17 protein-coding genes are annotated in these 15,805 nt (G+C 61.4%); 8 read left to right on the forward strand and 9 right to left on the reverse strand.

Annotation, left to right across the window (positions count from 1 at the left end; all coding sequences use genetic code 11):
• Positions 1 to 59: 59 nt before the first annotated feature.
• From K0H48_RS26740 to K0H48_RS26760, 5 genes are all read right to left on the reverse strand, one after another.
• Complete coding sequence (locus K0H48_RS26740) at positions 60 to 1,301, reverse strand: heme biosynthesis protein HemY (protein ID WP_219270008.1); 1,242 nt, start codon at positions 1,299 to 1,301, stop codon at positions 60 to 62.
• 5 nt (positions 1,302 to 1,306) lie between these two features.
• Positions 1,307 to 2,422 carry a uroporphyrinogen-III C-methyltransferase gene (locus K0H48_RS26745; protein ID WP_219270010.1) on the reverse strand — a complete coding sequence of 372 codons (1,116 nt, stop codon included), beginning with the start codon at positions 2,420 to 2,422 and terminating at the stop codon, positions 1,307 to 1,309.
• Between the two features lie 41 nt (positions 2,423 to 2,463).
• A complete protein-coding gene (locus K0H48_RS26750; protein ID WP_219270011.1) occupies positions 2,464 to 3,213 on the reverse strand; it encodes a uroporphyrinogen-III synthase in 750 nt (249 codons plus the stop codon).
• Positions 3,210 to 4,151, reverse strand: a complete 942-nt coding sequence (gene hemC, locus K0H48_RS26755) for a hydroxymethylbilane synthase (protein WP_200433103.1) — start codon at positions 4,149 to 4,151, stop codon at positions 3,210 to 3,212. The genes K0H48_RS26750 and hemC overlap by 4 nt, the downstream gene beginning before the upstream one ends.
• A 139-nt stretch (positions 4,152 to 4,290) precedes the next feature.
• Positions 4,291 to 5,037: a LytTR family DNA-binding domain-containing protein gene (locus K0H48_RS26760; RefSeq protein WP_219270012.1), complete on the reverse strand. Its 747-nt coding sequence runs from the start codon at positions 5,035 to 5,037 to the stop codon at positions 4,291 to 4,293.
• Between the two features lie 503 nt (positions 5,038 to 5,540).
• Between K0H48_RS26760 and argH the strand changes: the two genes are divergently transcribed.
• Entirely contained in the window at positions 5,541 to 6,935 is a 1,395-nt protein-coding gene (argH, locus tag K0H48_RS26765) for an argininosuccinate lyase (protein WP_008439335.1), read from the forward strand.
• Between the two features lie 100 nt (positions 6,936 to 7,035).
• On the opposite strand, the gene K0H48_RS26770 is transcribed toward argH, so the two are convergent.
• A complete protein-coding gene (locus K0H48_RS26770; RefSeq protein ID WP_219270014.1) occupies positions 7,036 to 7,695 on the reverse strand; it encodes a glutathione S-transferase family protein in 660 nt (219 codons plus the stop codon).
• A 126-nt stretch (positions 7,696 to 7,821) separates the two neighbouring features.
• Between K0H48_RS26770 and K0H48_RS26775 the strand changes: the two genes are divergently transcribed.
• The 3 genes from K0H48_RS26775 (at position 7,822) to K0H48_RS26785 (ending at position 11,468) form a co-directional block, all read left to right on the forward strand.
• A complete protein-coding gene (locus tag K0H48_RS26775; RefSeq protein WP_138813339.1) occupies positions 7,822 to 8,106 on the forward strand; it encodes a hypothetical protein in 285 nt (94 codons plus the stop codon).
• Positions 8,107 to 8,201: 95 nt separating this feature from the next.
• Positions 8,202 to 8,456 carry a TIGR02647 family protein gene (locus K0H48_RS26780; RefSeq protein ID WP_010207442.1) on the forward strand — a complete coding sequence of 85 codons (255 nt, stop codon included), beginning with the start codon at positions 8,202 to 8,204 and terminating at the stop codon, positions 8,454 to 8,456.
• Between the two features lie 171 nt (positions 8,457 to 8,627).
• On the forward strand, positions 8,628 to 11,468 hold the full coding sequence (locus K0H48_RS26785; protein ID WP_219270016.1) for a class I adenylate cyclase: 2,841 nt from the start codon (positions 8,628 to 8,630) through the stop codon (positions 11,466 to 11,468).
• Positions 11,469 to 11,479: 11 nt separating this feature from the next.
• On the opposite strand, the gene rnk is transcribed toward K0H48_RS26785, so the two are convergent.
• The 3 genes from rnk to cyaY all read right to left on the reverse strand — a co-directional run bounded on the left by rnk (position 11,480) and on the right by cyaY (position 12,575).
• Positions 11,480 to 11,890, reverse strand: coding sequence for a nucleoside diphosphate kinase regulator (gene rnk, locus K0H48_RS26790; RefSeq protein WP_138813336.1), 411 nt, complete (start codon positions 11,888 to 11,890; stop codon positions 11,480 to 11,482).
• Positions 11,891 to 12,021: 131 nt separating this feature from the next.
• The gene (locus K0H48_RS26795) at positions 12,022 to 12,240 is read right to left on the reverse strand and encodes a DUF1289 domain-containing protein (protein ID WP_122527519.1); all 219 of its coding nucleotides are present in this window, start codon (positions 12,238 to 12,240) and stop codon (positions 12,022 to 12,024) included.
• Positions 12,241 to 12,242: 2 nt separating this feature from the next.
• Positions 12,243 to 12,575, reverse strand: coding sequence for an iron donor protein CyaY (cyaY, locus tag K0H48_RS26800; protein ID WP_219270018.1), 333 nt, complete (start codon positions 12,573 to 12,575; stop codon positions 12,243 to 12,245).
• A 239-nt stretch (positions 12,576 to 12,814) separates the two neighbouring features.
• On the opposite strand from cyaY, the gene K0H48_RS26805 reads away from it, so the two are divergent.
• From K0H48_RS26805 to K0H48_RS26820, 4 genes are read left to right on the forward strand one after another with little or no spacing between them, the layout of a single operon-like run.
• Positions 12,815 to 12,982: a lipoprotein gene (locus tag K0H48_RS26805; RefSeq protein ID WP_017134995.1), complete on the forward strand. Its 168-nt coding sequence runs from the start codon at positions 12,815 to 12,817 to the stop codon at positions 12,980 to 12,982.
• A gap of 9 nt (positions 12,983 to 12,991) precedes the next feature.
• Entirely contained in the window at positions 12,992 to 14,239 is a 1,248-nt protein-coding gene (lysA, locus tag K0H48_RS26810) for a diaminopimelate decarboxylase (protein WP_219270020.1), read from the forward strand.
• A 3-nt stretch (positions 14,240 to 14,242) separates the two neighbouring features.
• On the forward strand, positions 14,243 to 15,073 hold the full coding sequence (gene dapF, locus K0H48_RS26815) for a diaminopimelate epimerase (RefSeq protein ID WP_200433111.1): 831 nt from the start codon (positions 14,243 to 14,245) through the stop codon (positions 15,071 to 15,073).
• Between the two features lie 13 nt (positions 15,074 to 15,086).
• Positions 15,087 to 15,803 (forward strand): DUF484 family protein, encoded by a 717-nt coding sequence (locus tag K0H48_RS26820; protein ID WP_138813333.1) that lies wholly within the window; start codon positions 15,087 to 15,089, stop codon positions 15,801 to 15,803.
• The last annotated feature ends 2 nt before the right edge of the window (positions 15,804 to 15,805 follow it).

The raw sequence follows: 15,805 nt of genomic DNA on the forward strand, positions 1-15,805 counted from the left end.
TTTACGCGATAAAGAAAGGTTGGCCCTCAGAAGTGTCCGAGCCAACCTTGCTTTCATTCTTACACTCGCGCAGGCACCGGCAGCGGTGATGCCAGCAAGCGGCTGTCCAGAAGCCCAAGGCCTTCCTGGAACAACTGGTTGCTGCGCTCGGTGTCGCCCAACTGGGCCAGTAAGCGCGCCAGCTCAGCGCACGCTTCGGGATTACGCTGCACCTGCAGGCTGCTTTCCAGATAGTCCCGCGCCTTGCCCCACAGACTGTTTTGCAGACACAGGCGACCTAGCGTCAGCAGCAGGCTGGCATCCCCGGGATGGTCCTTGAGCCAGCCTTCGGCGAATTTGAGCTGACGGCCCGGGTCACTGCCACGCAGCAAACCGTACAGCCGGATCAGATGGCTGTCATAGCCACGCTTGATGGCGCCACGCAGGACTTCCTCGGCCTTGGCGTCAGCACCCAGCCGGCGCAGTTGCTCAGCGTAAGCCAACACCAGTTGCGGCTCTTGGCGCTGGGCGGAGGTGAGTTGTTCCCACGCTCGCTCCAAAGACTGCAACCCTGCTTCGCCCTGCTCTTCACGCTCGACCGCCAGCCCAAGGTTTTCACCCCAGGCACGGCGCTCAAGTTCGGCCAGCTCAGCAGCGGGAAGCACTTTGTCCTTACGCAGCTCAGGCAACAAGCGAATCACCGACGGCCAATCGCCCCGCTGCTGATGCAGACGCTGCAATTGGCGCAACACCTGCGCGTTATGCGGGTGACGCTCGTACATGGCCTGCAACGTCACCAGCGCACCTTCAGTGTCGCCACGGTCCATTTGCAGTTGCGCATGACTCAGGGCCACAGCCAGTTCCGCCTGTGGCTGGCGTTCCAAAGCACGCTCCAGCAAACCGTCGGACTCTGCATACCGGCCCTGTTCGTTCGCAGCCCGTGCAGCGCCGAGGTAGTACAACAATGGCTGACGCTCGGCTTCAGCCGCGCGGTGCAGGTGGCGTTCGGCGCTGGCCCAGCGGCCCTCGGCGAGGTCCATCTGGCCTTGCTCAATGGCTATCTGCACACGGCGGCTGCGGTTACGCCGCGACCACGGGTTGACCACGCCACCAGAAGTGGTGAGCAAACTGAGCAGCACACGCAGCAGGTAGATCACCAGGACAACGGCAAACACCGCCACCAGCGTGGCCCACAGGCTCGACTCGTAATGCAGCAGATGGGGATAGGTAATCAGCACGTAGCCGGTGTGTTTCGAAATACCCACGCCCAGTGCCAGAGCGATCGCAACCGCCAGCACCAGGATCACATAGAAACGCTTCATCGGCTCTACTCCTTGGTCGCCGGCGTGCCCGCCGACGCCTTGGCTTCATCGGCAGACAGATGACGGCGCTCAAGGTAGGCCTGCACTGCGGCCAGGCTGGTGGCCAGGTCAGGCGTCACCACCGAGACAGCCTTGGGCTCGAGCTCGGCAATGCGCGCCAGCATCGCCTTGCTCTGCGGGTTGTCTTGATTGAAGTTGTCCTGCAGCACGCTGCGCGCCTCACCCAGCGAGCGGCTGTACACCGCCGTTTCGCCGTTAAGCGCGGCCCACTGCGCTTGCTCCAGCGCCAGACTCAACGCCAGGCGCACTTGATTCAGGCCTTGGCCGGCGAGCAACGGACGAATGTTGTCATCGGGGTTGAAGTCGATGCGGAAGTAGCGAGAAATCTGCTCCCACCACTGGCTCAGGCGGTTTTCCGTATCAGTGCTCGCGCGCCCTGCGGACGCAGGTTCGGTGAGCTGATACTCCGGTGCGATAGCCGCAAGCGCTACGACCTGATCACGCAGTGCGGCCAGCTGCAAGTACAAACCGGTGCGGTCGGGCTGCTCGGTACTGCGCAGCGCGGCAAGGCTCTTGGCCAACTGCTCACGTGCGGCATAGGCGCCTGGGTCACTCTGTTCGCGCAAAATTTCGTCAGCACCCTGGACCAATGACTGGGCGCTGTTGATGTCCTGCAAGGCAGAGAGACGCAAGCTGGCCAGGCGAATCAGGTGTTCGGCTTCGGCCAGGCGCCAGTCCTGGCGACTGGCGCCCAACACGGTTTCAAGGCGTTGGCTCAGGCGCTGCTGGTCACCCTGCAATTGGGCGACCAGGCGGCGGCGCTCCTCAAGCTCGTCCGCCGCAGGCAACTGCGCCAGACGCGCCGCCAGTTGTTGCTGGCTTTGCTTGAGGGATTGGGATTGATCATCAAGGGTCTGCACCTGGCCCAGCTGTTGCTGGCTGCTGGCTTGCAGGGCACGGACCTGCCAGATCCCCCAACCGCCAGCGGCGACGCCTGCGGCACCGAGCAACAGGGCCACAACCGCCAGGCCGTTGCCACGGCGTGGCGCGGCGACCTGTGACTCAACCGGCGCATCAAGTGCGGGTTGGGTTTCATCTTTAGGCAAGGCTGTTTCGCTCACGTATCCGTCCTTTGCGTATCAGAGAGTGGGCGCCGCATGCCTTATGAGGCAGCGCTGCGCAACGCCACTAACAAAGCCGCGGCACTCGCGCCGCGACAATCCACAACTTTTTCTGCTCCAGCGGCCCGCGCCATTTCAGACACGCGAGGGCTGGGCACGAACAACGGCAGCTGCGCCACCTTCGGCCAATCGGGGCCGGCCAGGGCTTGCAGGTGTAAAAAACCCTGCCCACTGCTGACCACCAGGCCGTTCAAGCGTTCCAACTGGATGCGTTGCATCAACGCCCCGGCAGCGTAGGCCGGGAGGAAACGTCGATACAACTCCAGATAATCGACACTAGCACCTTGCTCACGCAAACGCTCAGCCAGCAACTCCCGGCCGCCCTCGCCACGCAGAATCAACACCCGGGCACCGGGCACTGCGACAGCCTCGCGAAAGGCGGGCAATGCAAGCAAGGCCTCGCTGTCGTCGCCGGTTTGCGGATAGTGAACGTTGAGGCCGTGATCGGCCAGTACCTGCGCAGTGGCAGCGCCCACGCTGAACCACGGCAACGCTGGCCAGGGCTGCTGCAATTGCTGCACAGCCAGGCGTGCAGCCGGTTTGCTCACCACAATTACCGCGCTGTAGCGGCCCAGGTCAGCAAACACAGCCTGCTGCTCGGGCGTGACAGGCAAGGCTTCGGTATCCAGCAACGGCAAGCTGCAGCTGAAAATTCCGGCTTCGGCCAACAACGCAGCCACGGCCGCCGATTCTTCGGCGGGCCGCGTCAGCAGCACGCGCCAATCGGTCACTGCGGGCCGGCCTCGCCATAGACTTTTTCCAGGATGGCGCCGGCGCCCTTGCCCAGCAGCTCTTCTGCGACCTGGATGCCCAAGGCGGTCGCGTCACGCTGCGGCCCACGCACCTCGGCGGTGAGCAGCGTGCCGCCGTCCGGATCACCGACCAAGCCACGCAGCCAGAGGTTTTCACCTTCAAGCACCGCGTAGCAGGCAATCGGCACCTGGCAGCCACCGTTGAGGTGCTTGTTGAGGGCACGCTCAGCAGTGACACGCACTTCGGTGTCGTGGTGATCGAGAGGTTTGAGCAGGGCATGGATTTCGCTGTCAGCGGTGCGGCACTCAATGCCGACTGCGCCCTGCCCGCCGGCTGGCAAGCTGTCTTCGACGCTGATGGCCGACGTAATGCGATCTTCAAAGCCCAGGCGGATCAAGCCGGCAGCCGCCAGGATGATCGCGTCATATTCGCCGGCATCCAGCTTGGCCAGGCGGGTGTTGACGTTGCCGCGCAAAAAGCGAATCTGCAGGTCCGGGCGACGGGTCAGCAATTGCGCCTGACGACGCAAGCTGGAGGTGCCGACGATGCTGCCCAACGGCAGCTCATCCAGGGACGCGTAGGTGTTGGACACAAAGGCATCACGCGGGTCTTCGCGCTCGCAGATGCAAAAAAGGCCCAGGCCTTCGGGGAAGTCCATGGGCACGTCTTTCATCGAATGCACGGCGATGTCGGCTTGGTTTTCCAGCAGCGCGGTTTCCAGCTCTTTGACGAACAAGCCCTTGCCGCCGATCTTCGACAGCGGCGAGTCGAGCAGCTTGTCGCCGCGACTGACCATGGGCACCAGGGATACTTTGAGGCCTGGATGAGCCTGTTCAAGGCGTGCTTTGACGTATTCGGCCTGCCACAAGGCCAGGGCGCTTTTACGGGTGGCGATGCGGATTTCGCGAGAGGACATGGATCAATCCGTACTGAATAGATACGGCAGATAATAACAGCTCAGGCAAACACGCTTTGATTTGAATCAGCAAGTGCGGGGCCTCCCTGGCCGCGTCGCACCGGGATAAGGGAATGCAGACCTCGCTACAGCCCTTGGGCTAAAGCTGCTGCATCATCTTGCGCACGCCGGCGACATGACGTCGGCTGACGATCAAGGCATCGCCGTTAAGCCCTTTCAGGAACAGCTGAAAGTGCCCCAAAGGCGTACGCTGCAGGCGTTCTATTCGCTCGCGGGCCACCAGTGCATTGCGGTGGATGCGCACGAAGCGGTCGCCAAACTCATCCTCAAGGGCTTTGAGCGGCTCATCGAGCAACACTTCACCGGTCTCGTGACGCAGGGTCACGTACTTGTGGTCGGCAATAAAGTAGACCACCTGGCCCAACGGGATCAGTTCGATGCCCTTGCGGGTCCGCGCGCTGATATGGCTGCGCGGCCCGTTGCCACTTTGGGCGGCCGGCTGGGTCAGCGCAGCGAGTTGCACGCGGTTTGGCCGTTCGGCCTTCTTAAGCGCCTTGAGCAATGCTTCACCCGTCACCGGCTTGACGATAAAGCTGACACCGCTGGCGTCCAGGGTCTCGGTGGAAAACTCTTCTTGTGCGGCGCACAGCACCACGGCAGGTGGCGATTCTCGCTCACTCAAACGGGCGGCGACTTGCAGGCCATCAAGGCCCGGCAAGCGGATATCGAGCAACACCACGTCCGGCTTGAGGCTGTCGATCAGCGTCAATGCCTCTTCGCCGTTGGTGGCGCTCGGTTCAAGGACTGTATAACCCTCGAGTTCACTGACCAGACGGCTCAGTCGCTCGCGGGCTTGGGGTTCGTCATCAACGATCAGGACATTCATATTGCGCTGGATTCCTGCGTGAGTCTCGCACAAGGATAGCGTAGACAGGTGCGGTGACTTGCGTCACAGCGATCCACGCTAAGACTAGCGCGAGCGGCAAAAAGTGCCCCGGCAGCGGCACCCAAATTTACCCGGACCTGTTCAATTGCGCCCAAGACCTGCTGCCTTTGGGCATCGTCGTAGGGTTTGCTGATACACAATCCGAATACCCCCCTTTTTTAATGGATAGTCTGGGCTATGACCGCATCACCCGACTTTGGTGCATTCACGCTCTATCAGTGCAACTGTAGACGCTCGCTGAGACGATATTGCTCAATCGTCAAATATCGTTTCAATTAACGCCTGCCTCCAGTCTCGTCCCGGATGCGTTCGACGGCAAGGCACTTAGCCATCCTTGGCGCAAATAAAAATGCCGATCACCCGCAGCATCGCCTCCACGGGCAACCCTGTTATTATCGGCGGCACACCTCCACGCCTCTTTTAAGCAGATCACGAGCGAATCCATGAGCACCGACAAGACCAACCAGTCCTGGGGCGGCCGCTTCAGTGAACCCGTCGACGCCTTCGTCGCGCGCTTCACCGCCTCCGTCACCTTCGACCAGCGCCTGTACCGCCACGACATCATGGGCTCGATCGCCCACGCCACGATGCTGGCCAAGGTCGGCGTGCTGACCGACGCCGAGCGCGACAGCATCATCGACGGCCTGACCACCATTCGCGGTGAGATCGAAGCCGGCACGTTCGACTGGCGCGTCGACCTGGAAGACGTGCACATGAATATCGAGGCCCGCCTCACCGATCGCATCGGTGTGACCGGCAAGAAACTGCACACCGGTCGCAGCCGTAACGACCAGGTTGCCACCGATATCCGCCTGTGGCTGCGTGACGAGATCGACCTGATCCTGGCCGAAATCACCCGCCTGCAAAAAGGCCTGCTGGAGCAGGCCGAGCGTGAGTCCGGCACCATCATGCCCGGCTTCACCCACTTGCAAACCGCGCAGCCCGTGACCTTCGGCCACCACTTGCTGGCCTGGTTCGAAATGCTCAGCCGCGACTACGAGCGCCTAGTGGACTGCCGCAAGCGCGCCAACCGCATGCCGTTGGGCAGCGCTGCCCTGGCCGGCACCACTTACCCGATCGACCGCGAATACACCGCGCAGCTGTTGGGCTTCGACGCCGTGGGCGGCAACTCCCTGGACGGCGTGTCGGACCGCGACTTCGCCATCGAATTCTGCGCCGCCGCCAGCATTGCGATGATGCACCTGTCGCGCTTCTCCGAAGAGCTGGTGCTGTGGACCAGCGCGCAATTCCAGTTCATCGACCTGCCAGACCGCTTCTGCACCGGCAGTTCGATCATGCCGCAAAAGAAAAACCCCGATGTACCGGAGTTGGTGCGTGGCAAGAGCGGCCGTGTGTTCGGCGCGCTGATGGGCCTGCTGACCTTGATGAAAGGCCAACCTCTGGCCTACAACAAGGACAACCAGGAAGACAAAGAGCCGCTGTTCGACGCTGCCGACACCCTGCGCGACTCGTTACGTGCGTTTGCCGACATGATCCCGGCGATCAAGCCCAAGCACGCGATCATGCGTGAAGCGGCGTTGCGTGGTTTCTCCACTGCCACCGACCTGGCGGACTACCTGGTACGCCGTGGCCTGCCGTTCCGTGACTGCCACGAAATCGTCGGCCATGCCGTGAAATACGGCGTGGACACCGGCAAGGACCTGGCGGAAATGAGCCTGGAAGAACTGCGCCAGTTCAGCGACCAGATCGAACAGGACGTGTTCGCCGTGCTGACCCTGGAAGGCTCGGTGAATGCCCGTAACCACGTGGGCGGCACTGCGCCGGCGCAGGTCAAGGCAGCCGTTGTGCGCGGCCAGGCACTGCTCGCCAGCCGCTAAAAGCATCGCAGGCAAGCCAGCTCCCACACTTGAAGGGGTTCACCATTCAGAATGTGGGAGCGGGCTTGCCCGCGATGGCTTCATGCCAGCCGCCAAATATCTACTTCTTGGCCGCAATCATCGCCATAAACGCCGGCATCGCCGCCTCCCTGTCCGCCGCAACCCTCTTGGCGTTGGGCATCTCGTGCAGGCGTTCCAGCAAGGCCTTGGCTTTGGGCAACTGCGCCAGCAAATCCAGGCCAAACAGCTTCTCGCCCACCGCGCAGGCGAGGTTCACGCTGTACATGAAATACAGATCGGCAATCGTGAAGCTTTCTCCCGCCACATACGGCGCGAACTTGCCGTGCCGACCCAAAGAAGCAACCCCCAGCAACAACTCCGCCTTGGCTTTGCCCTTGATCGCGTCCGGCACCGGCATACCAAAGAACGCTTCGGCAAAACACGCGCGGGCGGGCAACTCGATGTACAGCTCGATCTCCCGGCACAACGCCAGCACCTGGGCGCGCTGATATGGGTCGGCGGGCAGCAACGACGGGCCTTCCTGGGTTTGCTCGATGTATTCGAGGATCACGCTGGTTTCGTTGATAAAGCCTTGTTTGACGCCCAACACCGGGATCTTGCCGCGCGGGCTGACGGCCAGGGCTTCAGGGGTTTGGCCTGCGTAAAACGGTACGTCTTCAAACGGCAGGCCTTTCTCCAGCAGCGCCAGTTTGACCATGTTGTAGTAGTTGCTGACCGAAAATCCGTAAAGCTTGAGCATTGCGAATGCCTCCAGGCCGGGTGTGGGGTTGGCTGCATGAGTTATAGATCCACGGCGCCCGCCTGACCAGCAGCATCAACTGCCTGAATGGCGGTAGACTGGCGCCCTTTCCTTGAGGAGCCTGCCATGAGCGAGCCGACCGATATCGACAACGACGAAGAAGAGTTCACCGAAAATACACTGATCGAAGCGATCGAAAACCAGATCGAAAGCGACAACCCGCCTGCCGCCAAGGCTACGTTCAACAAGCTGACCCTGGTGGGCTACGAACGTGAAGAGATCCTGCAACTGATGGCCCACGTGCTTGCGGTGGAGATCGACGCGCTGCTGGAAGAGGACCGTGCTTTCAATACCGAATGGTATGAAACTGCACTGCGTGCTCTGCCGGAATTGCCGCCCGAAAAGCAATAAATCCAACAAGCGGTAACACACTGGACAGTTCGGCAAAGTGCGTTCACCTTATGGCCTGCTAGCCTCTAATAAATTTTAGAAAGTCTGGAGTCCTTATGTCGTATACCCCTGAGTTGGTTGCCGAACTGGAAATCCTTGTACTCTTCCCCTTGGACAGCACCAAGGAAGGTCTGAAAGTCCACCAGACCGCCGCGCCTACTGCCATCGCCGCTGCCAAACGCCTGCATGCCAAAGGTCTTATCGACCAGCCGGATGGAGGCTACCTGACCAGCCTCGGCCGCGACGCTGCAGAACAAGCGCAAACCCTGCTGACTATCTTGACTACCGCCACTACCAAAGAAGCTGCCTGACACCTTACTTTCGCCCATGGAGTCCGCCTGCTGCGGATTCCGAGGGCGTTGCTGTGGGCGGCACATAATTCTGACGCCAAAAAGCCGCACACCCTCTAAACCTCCTACGCTTGAGGCTGTAAACTCCTACACGGCCGCCCACGTCGGGCTCTGCGAGCCAACGACTCAGACATGACCCGCACCCATGAAATCCGCCCCGACCTGGACGAAGGCATCGACCGCAAGGTGCTGGCCCAGTTGCGTGCGCGCTTCATGGCCCTCAACGCAGGCCGCATGGCCCGAGCCGTCGAAGGGCTGACGCCGCGCCAACAGAGCGTGCTGACCCTGCTGCCGTTGTTTTTCCACGTCAACCACCCACTGTTGCCCGGCTATGTCTCCGGCAGCACACCGGCAGGGTTGTCGAATTTCGAACCCGACGCTCAGGCTCTGACGGAAGCCCAGCGCCTGACCCGCTCGTTCTCCTACAAACCGCGCCATGGCAACCCGCCGCAGCCGATCCACGGCCTGTTCCTGATGGGCAGCCTTGGCACCCTGGCCCAGGCGGACCAGAGCGACATGGACGTGTGGGTCTGCCACGCTGCGGACCTTGGCGAGAACGAACTGGCCGAGCTGCGCAAAAAGTGCCAGTTGCTGGAAGCCTGGGCGCTGACCATGGGCGCCGAGGCGCATTTCTTCCTGATCGAACCGACGCGCTTTGTGTTAGGCGAGCGCGACACTCAACTGAGCTCCGACGACTGCGGCACTACCCAGCATTACCTGTTGCTGGATGAGTTCTACCGCACCGCCATCTGGCTTGCCGGGCGCACGCCCATCTGGTGGCTGGTGCCGGTCTATGAAGAAACCCGCTACGCCGAATTCACCCACGCGCTGATCTCCAAGCGTTTTATCCGCGCCGATGAAACCCTCGACCTCGGCCACCTGGCGCACATCCCGCCGGGCGAATTCATCGGCGCTGGGCTGTGGCAACTGTTCAAGGGCATCGAGTCGCCGTACAAATCGGTGCTCAAGCTGCTGCTGACCGAGGTCTACGCCAGCGAACACCCGAACGTGCACTGCCTGAGCCTGCGCTTCAAACGTGCGGTGTTTGCCAACCAGATGGACCTGGATGAGCTGGACCCGTACATCGTGGTTTACCGCCGCATCGAGGAATACCTCAAGGCGCGCAATGAGCCCGAACGCCTGGAGCTGGTACGCCGTGCGCTGTACCTGAAGGTTAATCGCAAGCTCAGCGCCGGCCAGCGCAGCACCAGCTGGCAGCGGCTGTTGCTGGAGCGCCTGGCCCTTGAATGGGGTTGGGACCAGCGCCAACTGGCCTTGCTGGACAGCCGCAGCCAGTGGAAAGTACGCCAGGTGGCTTCCGAGCGCCGCGCACTGGTCAACGAGCTCAATTACAGCTATCGCTTTCTCACCCAGTTCGCCCGCACCGAGCAGACCGTCAGCCTGATCAACAAGCGCGACCTCAATGTGCTGGGTCGGCGCCTGTATGCCGCATTTGAGCGCAAGGCCGGCAAGGTTGAGTTCATCAACCCCGGCATTGCCCCGGACCTGGCCGAAGACACCCTCACCCTGGTGCAATCGCCCAACCGCAAAGAGCCCGGCCAGCATCATTGGGGCTTGTACAACGGTAACCTCACGGCGCTGGAATGGGAGCACTTCGCGCCGATCAAGCGCAGCCGCGACCTGTTGGAAATGCTCACCTGGTGCCATCGCAACGGCGTGATCGACAGCAGCACGCGGCTGGCCCTGCATCCAGGCGTCAGCGACATGACTGAATTCGAGCTGTTCAACCTGCTGGGCAGCCTGCAACAGACCATCGCCCTGCCCCTGGCCAGTGTCGATGAGGACCGCCTGTTGCGCTCTGCGGTGCCGGAAGAGGTGCTGTTGCTGATCAACGTCGGCGTCGATCCGCTCAAGCATCACCGCGACTTGAATATCCTCATGACCACCGAGCGCACTGACTCCCTGAGTTATGCCGGTGTGCGTGACAACCTGGTGCTGACCCTGGATCAGGTCACGCTCAATAGTTGGAACGAGGTACTGGTCAGCCGCTACGACGGCCCCCATGCACTGCTCGACTGCCTGCGCGACTACCTCAACCAACTGCCGCCGAACCACCTGCCACGCCTGCGAGTGCGCTGCTTCTGCCACAACCGTGCGCAATTCATTGCCCAGCGGGTGGAAGAAATCTTCGATACCGTGCAGAACCTGCTGCTTGGCCAGTCCAATCACCGCTATCTGTTGCAGGTGCAGCAGCACTATCACGTGATGGAACTGACGCCGGGCCAGGCCACTCACGTGCCACTGCCCACCCAGGACGCACTGATCGCCTACCTCAGCGAAGAGCTGGCCAGCTACAGCCCGCTGCACCTGGACGCCATGGCGCTGGAAGACCACGACCTGGCCCTGCTGCTGCCCATGGGCCTGGCCGATTGCGTGCAGGTGTTCTACCGGGTCAATGAAGGCTTCGCCGAGCTGTATGTGTTGGATGAGTTCAACGCGCTGTGGCAGCAACGCTTGCCGTTTCATGATGAACAGAGCCTGTTGGTGCCGCTGCAGCGCTTCCTGCAGTCGATCATCTACCGTCGCGAAGCCCTGGCACCGCTGGATACCCAGCAACCGCTGGGTGAAGTGCAGACTTTGTATTACCAACTGTTGCCGTCAGGCAGTCATCGCGCCCGCGGCATCGAGCCTCGGCCGGTGCCGCAGAACCCGGCCAACAAGCCGTTTTATGACGTGCAGGCGATTATCGGCAAAGCCGCACCCGGCCAGGTCGGCATCACGCTGTACTGCAATCAACGGGAGTTTTCCGAGCTGGAGTTCGGCGACCAACTGTTTGCCGTGGTCGCCCAGGAAATCGTCGGGCAACGCCAGGAGACCGAGCGTTACCGCTGCTACATCACCGACCTGGACCTGTCCGGCCTGCTCGGTGATGTGCAAAGCCCGAGCAACTTGTATTTGCGTTACAAGGCCGAGCTGGAGTTGTCGCTGAATGCGGCGCTGAGCCAGATTTAAAGCAGCTCTTGTTAGATGGAAAATGCGCCGCCATCTTTGGGCTGGCCTTCGACGCTGAGCAATTCAAGCTTGAGGGTTTTGCCGCCCGGGGCCGGCCAGTCGATGTGCTGACCCACTTGCAGGCCCAACAAGGCGCTGCCTACCGGTGCCAGGATCGAAATTTTACCTTCGTCGGCGTTGGCATCCTTGGGATAAACCAGGGTCAGGTGGTAGTCCTTGCCGCTGCCTTGCTCACGGCAATGTACGCTGGAGTTCATGGTCACGACACTTGCAGGCACTTCATCGTGGCCAACCACTTCTTCGGCACGGTCGAGCTCGGCTTGCAGCGCGACAACACCCGGTTGAGTCTCGTCCATACGGTCGATCAGTTGCTCAAGACGCTGCACGTCAAGACGGGTAAGAATGATGGAAGGTGCGGTCATGATTCAGGCAGACTCCTTTTTTCTGCACAAAAAAGCAAAACCCCGCCAGAAAAAGGCGGGGTTCTCACGGGCCTCGATGAGTTGAGGCGTACCCGGACACTACCACAGCGTCACAAATAAACAAGACGGCCTCAGGCGCGCGCCCTGCGCTGTTCGGCCTCGGCGCAGATCACGCGGCGCCGGGCATCGTCGGCGGAGCGCCATTCACGGATGTCTTCCACGTGCCGGTAGCAGCCGAGGCAGACTTTGTGCTCGTCCAGACGACACAAACTGATACAAGGTGACGGCACCGCCGGGCTGACATTGCTGAACAGCGGCTTGGGCGGTCGTACAGGTGCAGGCTGGGTCACGATCAGATCTCGTCGAAGTCCAGCTCAACGCCGGCTTGTTCCTGGACGAGGCGTGCGAGCATTTCGCTTAACAGCTCATCGCTGGTATCGCACTGCCAGTTGTTGTCTTCTTCGTTGTAGTCGAAGTGAAAACCACCCGAACGCGCCGCCAGCCACAGCTGACGCAACGGTTCCTGACGGCTGAAGATCAGTTGGGTGCCGTTTTCAAACTTCACGGTCAGCACGCCAGCCGAGTTTTCCAGGTCCACGTCCAGGCCGCTGTCGTCGAAAATATCTTCCAGCGCCTGCTGGGTCGAATCCACCAGGTCGTGAAAACGGGCTTCGGTCAAACTCATTGTGGGAACCTCGAAAAGTGTCTGGTCACGCTCAAGCGGCGCACGATACGGACGCGCCATGATGATTGCAAAGGATACCGATTTCATTACCCGCAGCCGCGTGAAATATCCTCATTTAGCGTAGGCCGAATCGCGGCATGCTCGGCAAACCCCCGCCGGACGGGTATTACGGCACATAGGCAAGCTGGCGGGTGGTCGGTATACTCGGGCGCAATTAATGCATATTCAAGGATTTCGCCATGAAGCGCCTGATCTCTTCCCTTGCTGCGCTCGTCGCGGTCGCTTGCCTCGTTAGTGCCTGTGGTCAAAAAGGCCCGCTGTACCTGCCCGATGACAGCAAAGACCCGAACGACCAGGCACAGTCGTCGCAAAAAGCTGCAAAAGCGCATAAGCACGACACTTACTAAGGGAACCTCATGGACGCTTTTAACTACCGGGACGGCGAGCTGTTCGCGGAAGGCGTGGCGCTGTCCGCGATTGCCGAGCAGTTCGGCACCCCGACCTATGTGTACTCGCGTGCGCACATCGAAGCCCAATACCGCTCGTTCACCGACCCACTGGAAGGCGTTCCACACAGGGTGTGCTACGCGGTCAAGGCCAACTCCAACCTGGGTGTACTGAATGTCCTGGCGCGTCTTGGCGCTGGTTTTGACATCGTTTCCCGTGGCGAGCTGGAACGTGTTCTGGCTGCCGGCGGCCAGGCCGACAAGATCGTCTTCTCCGGCGTTGGCAAAAGCCGTGAAGACATGCGCCGTGCCCTCGAAGTCGGCGTGCATTGCTTCAACGTCGAATCCACCGACGAGCTGGAGCGCCTGCAAGTGGTCGCCGCCGAGATGGGAGTTCGCGCGCCGATCTCCCTGCGCGTCAACCCGGACGTAGATGCCGGCACGCACCCGTATATTTCCACCGGTCTCAAAGAGAACAAGTTCGGCATCGCCATTGCCGACGCCGAGGACGTGTACATCCGTGCCGCACAGCTGCCGAACCTGGAAGTGCTGGGTGTCGACTGCCATATCGGCTCGCAACTGACCACCCTGCCGCCGTTCCTCGATGCGCTCGACCGCCTGCTGGCACTGACCGAACGCCTTGGCGAGTGTGGTATTTACCTGCAACACATCGACCTTGGCGGCGGCGTGGGTGTGCGTTATCGCGATGAAGAACCGCCGCTGATCGCCGATTACATCAAGGCTGTGCGCGAGCGCACCGAAGGCCGCGGCCTGACCCTGATGTTCGAGCCGGGCCGTTATATCGTTGCCAACGCCAGCGTGCTGCTGACCCAGGTCGAGTACCTCAAGCACACCGAACACAAGGATTTCGCCATTGTCGATGCGGCAATGAACGACCTGATCCGCCCGGCGCTGTACCAGGCCTGGATGGACGTCACTGCCGTAACCCCACGCGAGGGCGAAGGCCGCGCCTACGATATCGTCGGCCCGATCTGCGAGACCGGCGACTTCCTGGCCAAGGATCGTCAGTTGACCCTGGAAGAAGGTGACCTGCTAGCCGTACATTCGGCCGGTGCCTACGGGTTTGTCATGAGTTCCAACTACAACACCCGCGGCCGTGCCGCCGAGGTGCTGGTGGACGGTGATCAAGCGTTTGAAGTGCGTCGCCGCGAGACGGTAGCCGAGTTGTATGCTGGCGAAAGCCTGCTGCCGGAGTAAGCCATGCTGCTGCGTTTTACCAAGATGCACGGGCTGGGTAATGATTTCATGGTCCTTGACCTGGTCAGCCAGCACGCGCATATCCTGCCCAAGCACGCCAAACAGTGGGGCGACCGCCACACCGGCATCGGTTTCGACCAATTGCTGATCGTCGAAGCGCCGAGCAACCCGGAGGTGGATTTCCGTTACCGGATCTTCAACTCCGACGGCTCCGAAGTGGAACAGTGCGGCAACGGTGCGCGCTGCTTTGCGCGCTTTGTGCTGGACAAGCGCCTGACCGCCAAGCGCCAGATTCGCGTCGAAACCAAGAGCGGCGTGATCGAGCTGGATATTCGCAGCGACGGCCAGATCAGCGTCAACATGGGCGCGCCACGCCTGGTGCCGGCGGATATTCCGTTTCAGGCCACCGAGCAGGCCGCCAGTTACGCGCTGGATGTAGAAGGCAAAATCGTCGACATCGCTGCCGTCTCCATGGGCAACCCCCATGCCGTACTGCGGGTCAACGACATCAATAACGCCCCGGTGCATGAGCTGGGGCCGAAGATCGAGCATCACCCGCGCTTTCCGGCACGGGTCAATGTGGGCTTTTTGCAGGTGATCGACCGTACCCGCGCGCAGCTGCGTGTGTGGGAACGCGGCGCCGGCGAAACCCAGGCGTGCGGCACCGGTGCTTGCGCCGCAGCCGTCGCCGCGATCAGCCAGGGGTGGATGGATTCGCCCCTATTGATCGACCTGCCGGGTGGGCGTTTGTCCATCGAATGGGCAGGCCCAGGCCACCCGGTGCTGATGACCGGGCCGGCCTCGCGTGTATACGAAGGACAGGTCCGTCTATGAGTGAGCCAAGCTAATGACCGATAAGCCTCAAGTACCCGCCCAAGCAACCCCAAGCGAAAGTCTGGAGGCCGCCGCTGTCGCGGCGTACCTTGAGGCTAATCCGGACTTCTTCGTCGAGCACGAAGAACTGCTGCCTGCGCTGCGCATCCCCCATCAGCGTGGCGATACCGTGTCGCTGGTAGAGCGGCAGATGAAGATCCTGCGCGAGCGCAATATCGAGATGCGCCATCGGCTTTCCCACCTGATGGATGTAGCCCGCGACAACGATCGCTTGTTCGACAAGACCCGCCGCCTGATCCTGACCCTGATGGACGCCAACAGCCTGGAAGAAACGGTGATCGCCGTGGAAGACAGCCTGCGCCAGGACTTCCAGGTGCCGTTTGTCAGCCTGATTTTGTTCAGCGACAACCCGATGCCGGTGGGTCGCTGGGTCAGCGGCAGCGATGCGCAAACTGCAATCGGCGGCCTGCTTTCGGAAGGCAAGACCATCAGCGGCACCTTGCGTGAACACGAGTTGGACTTCCTGTTTGGCGCCGAACAGCGCAAACAGATCGGTTCCACCGCCGTAGTCGCCCTCAGCCATCAAGGCCTGCACGGCGTGTTGGCGATTGCCAGCCGCGACCCTGCGCATTACAAAAGCTCGGTGGGCACACTGTTTTTGACCTACATCGCCGAAGTGCTGGGCCGCGTCCTGCCGCGCTTCACCACCGCCCTGCGCGCGGTGCGCTAGCC

The sequence above is a fragment of the Pseudomonas sp. Xaverov 259 genome (genome assembly GCF_019352915.1).
Lineage (GTDB): Bacteria > Pseudomonadota > Gammaproteobacteria > Pseudomonadales > Pseudomonadaceae > Aquipseudomonas.

Bases quoted from the DNA above. Each gene is read 5' to 3' on its own strand.
- K0H48_RS26740 (WP_219270008.1), bottom strand. From the start codon at position 1,301: ATGAAGCGTTTCTATGTGATCCTGGTGCTGGCGGTTGCGATCGCTCTG.
- hemC (WP_200433103.1), bottom strand. From the start codon at position 4,151: ATGTCCTCTCGCGAAATCCGCATCGCCACCCGTAAAAGCGCCCTGGCC.
- K0H48_RS26760 (WP_219270012.1), bottom strand. From the start codon at position 5,037: ATGAATGTCCTGATCGTTGATGACGAACCCCAAGCCCGCGAGCGACTG.
- argH (WP_008439335.1), top strand. From the start codon at position 5,541: ATGAGCACCGACAAGACCAACCAGTCCTGGGGCGGCCGCTTCAGTGAA.
- K0H48_RS26770 (WP_219270014.1), bottom strand. From the start codon at position 7,695: ATGCTCAAGCTTTACGGATTTTCGGTCAGCAACTACTACAACATGGTC.
- K0H48_RS26775 (WP_138813339.1), top strand. From the start codon at position 7,822: ATGAGCGAGCCGACCGATATCGACAACGACGAAGAAGAGTTCACCGAA.
- K0H48_RS26780 (WP_010207442.1), top strand. From the start codon at position 8,202: ATGTCGTATACCCCTGAGTTGGTTGCCGAACTGGAAATCCTTGTACTC.
- K0H48_RS26785 (WP_219270016.1), top strand. From the start codon at position 8,628: ATGACCCGCACCCATGAAATCCGCCCCGACCTGGACGAAGGCATCGAC.
- rnk (WP_138813336.1), bottom strand. From the start codon at position 11,890: ATGACCGCACCTTCCATCATTCTTACCCGTCTTGACGTGCAGCGTCTT.
- cyaY (WP_219270018.1), bottom strand. From the start codon at position 12,575: ATGAGTTTGACCGAAGCCCGTTTTCACGACCTGGTGGATTCGACCCAG.
- K0H48_RS26805 (WP_017134995.1), top strand. From the start codon at position 12,815: ATGAAGCGCCTGATCTCTTCCCTTGCTGCGCTCGTCGCGGTCGCTTGC.
- lysA (WP_219270020.1), top strand. From the start codon at position 12,992: ATGGACGCTTTTAACTACCGGGACGGCGAGCTGTTCGCGGAAGGCGTG.
- dapF (WP_200433111.1), top strand. From the start codon at position 14,243: ATGCTGCTGCGTTTTACCAAGATGCACGGGCTGGGTAATGATTTCATG.
- K0H48_RS26820 (WP_138813333.1), top strand. From the start codon at position 15,087: ATGACCGATAAGCCTCAAGTACCCGCCCAAGCAACCCCAAGCGAAAGT.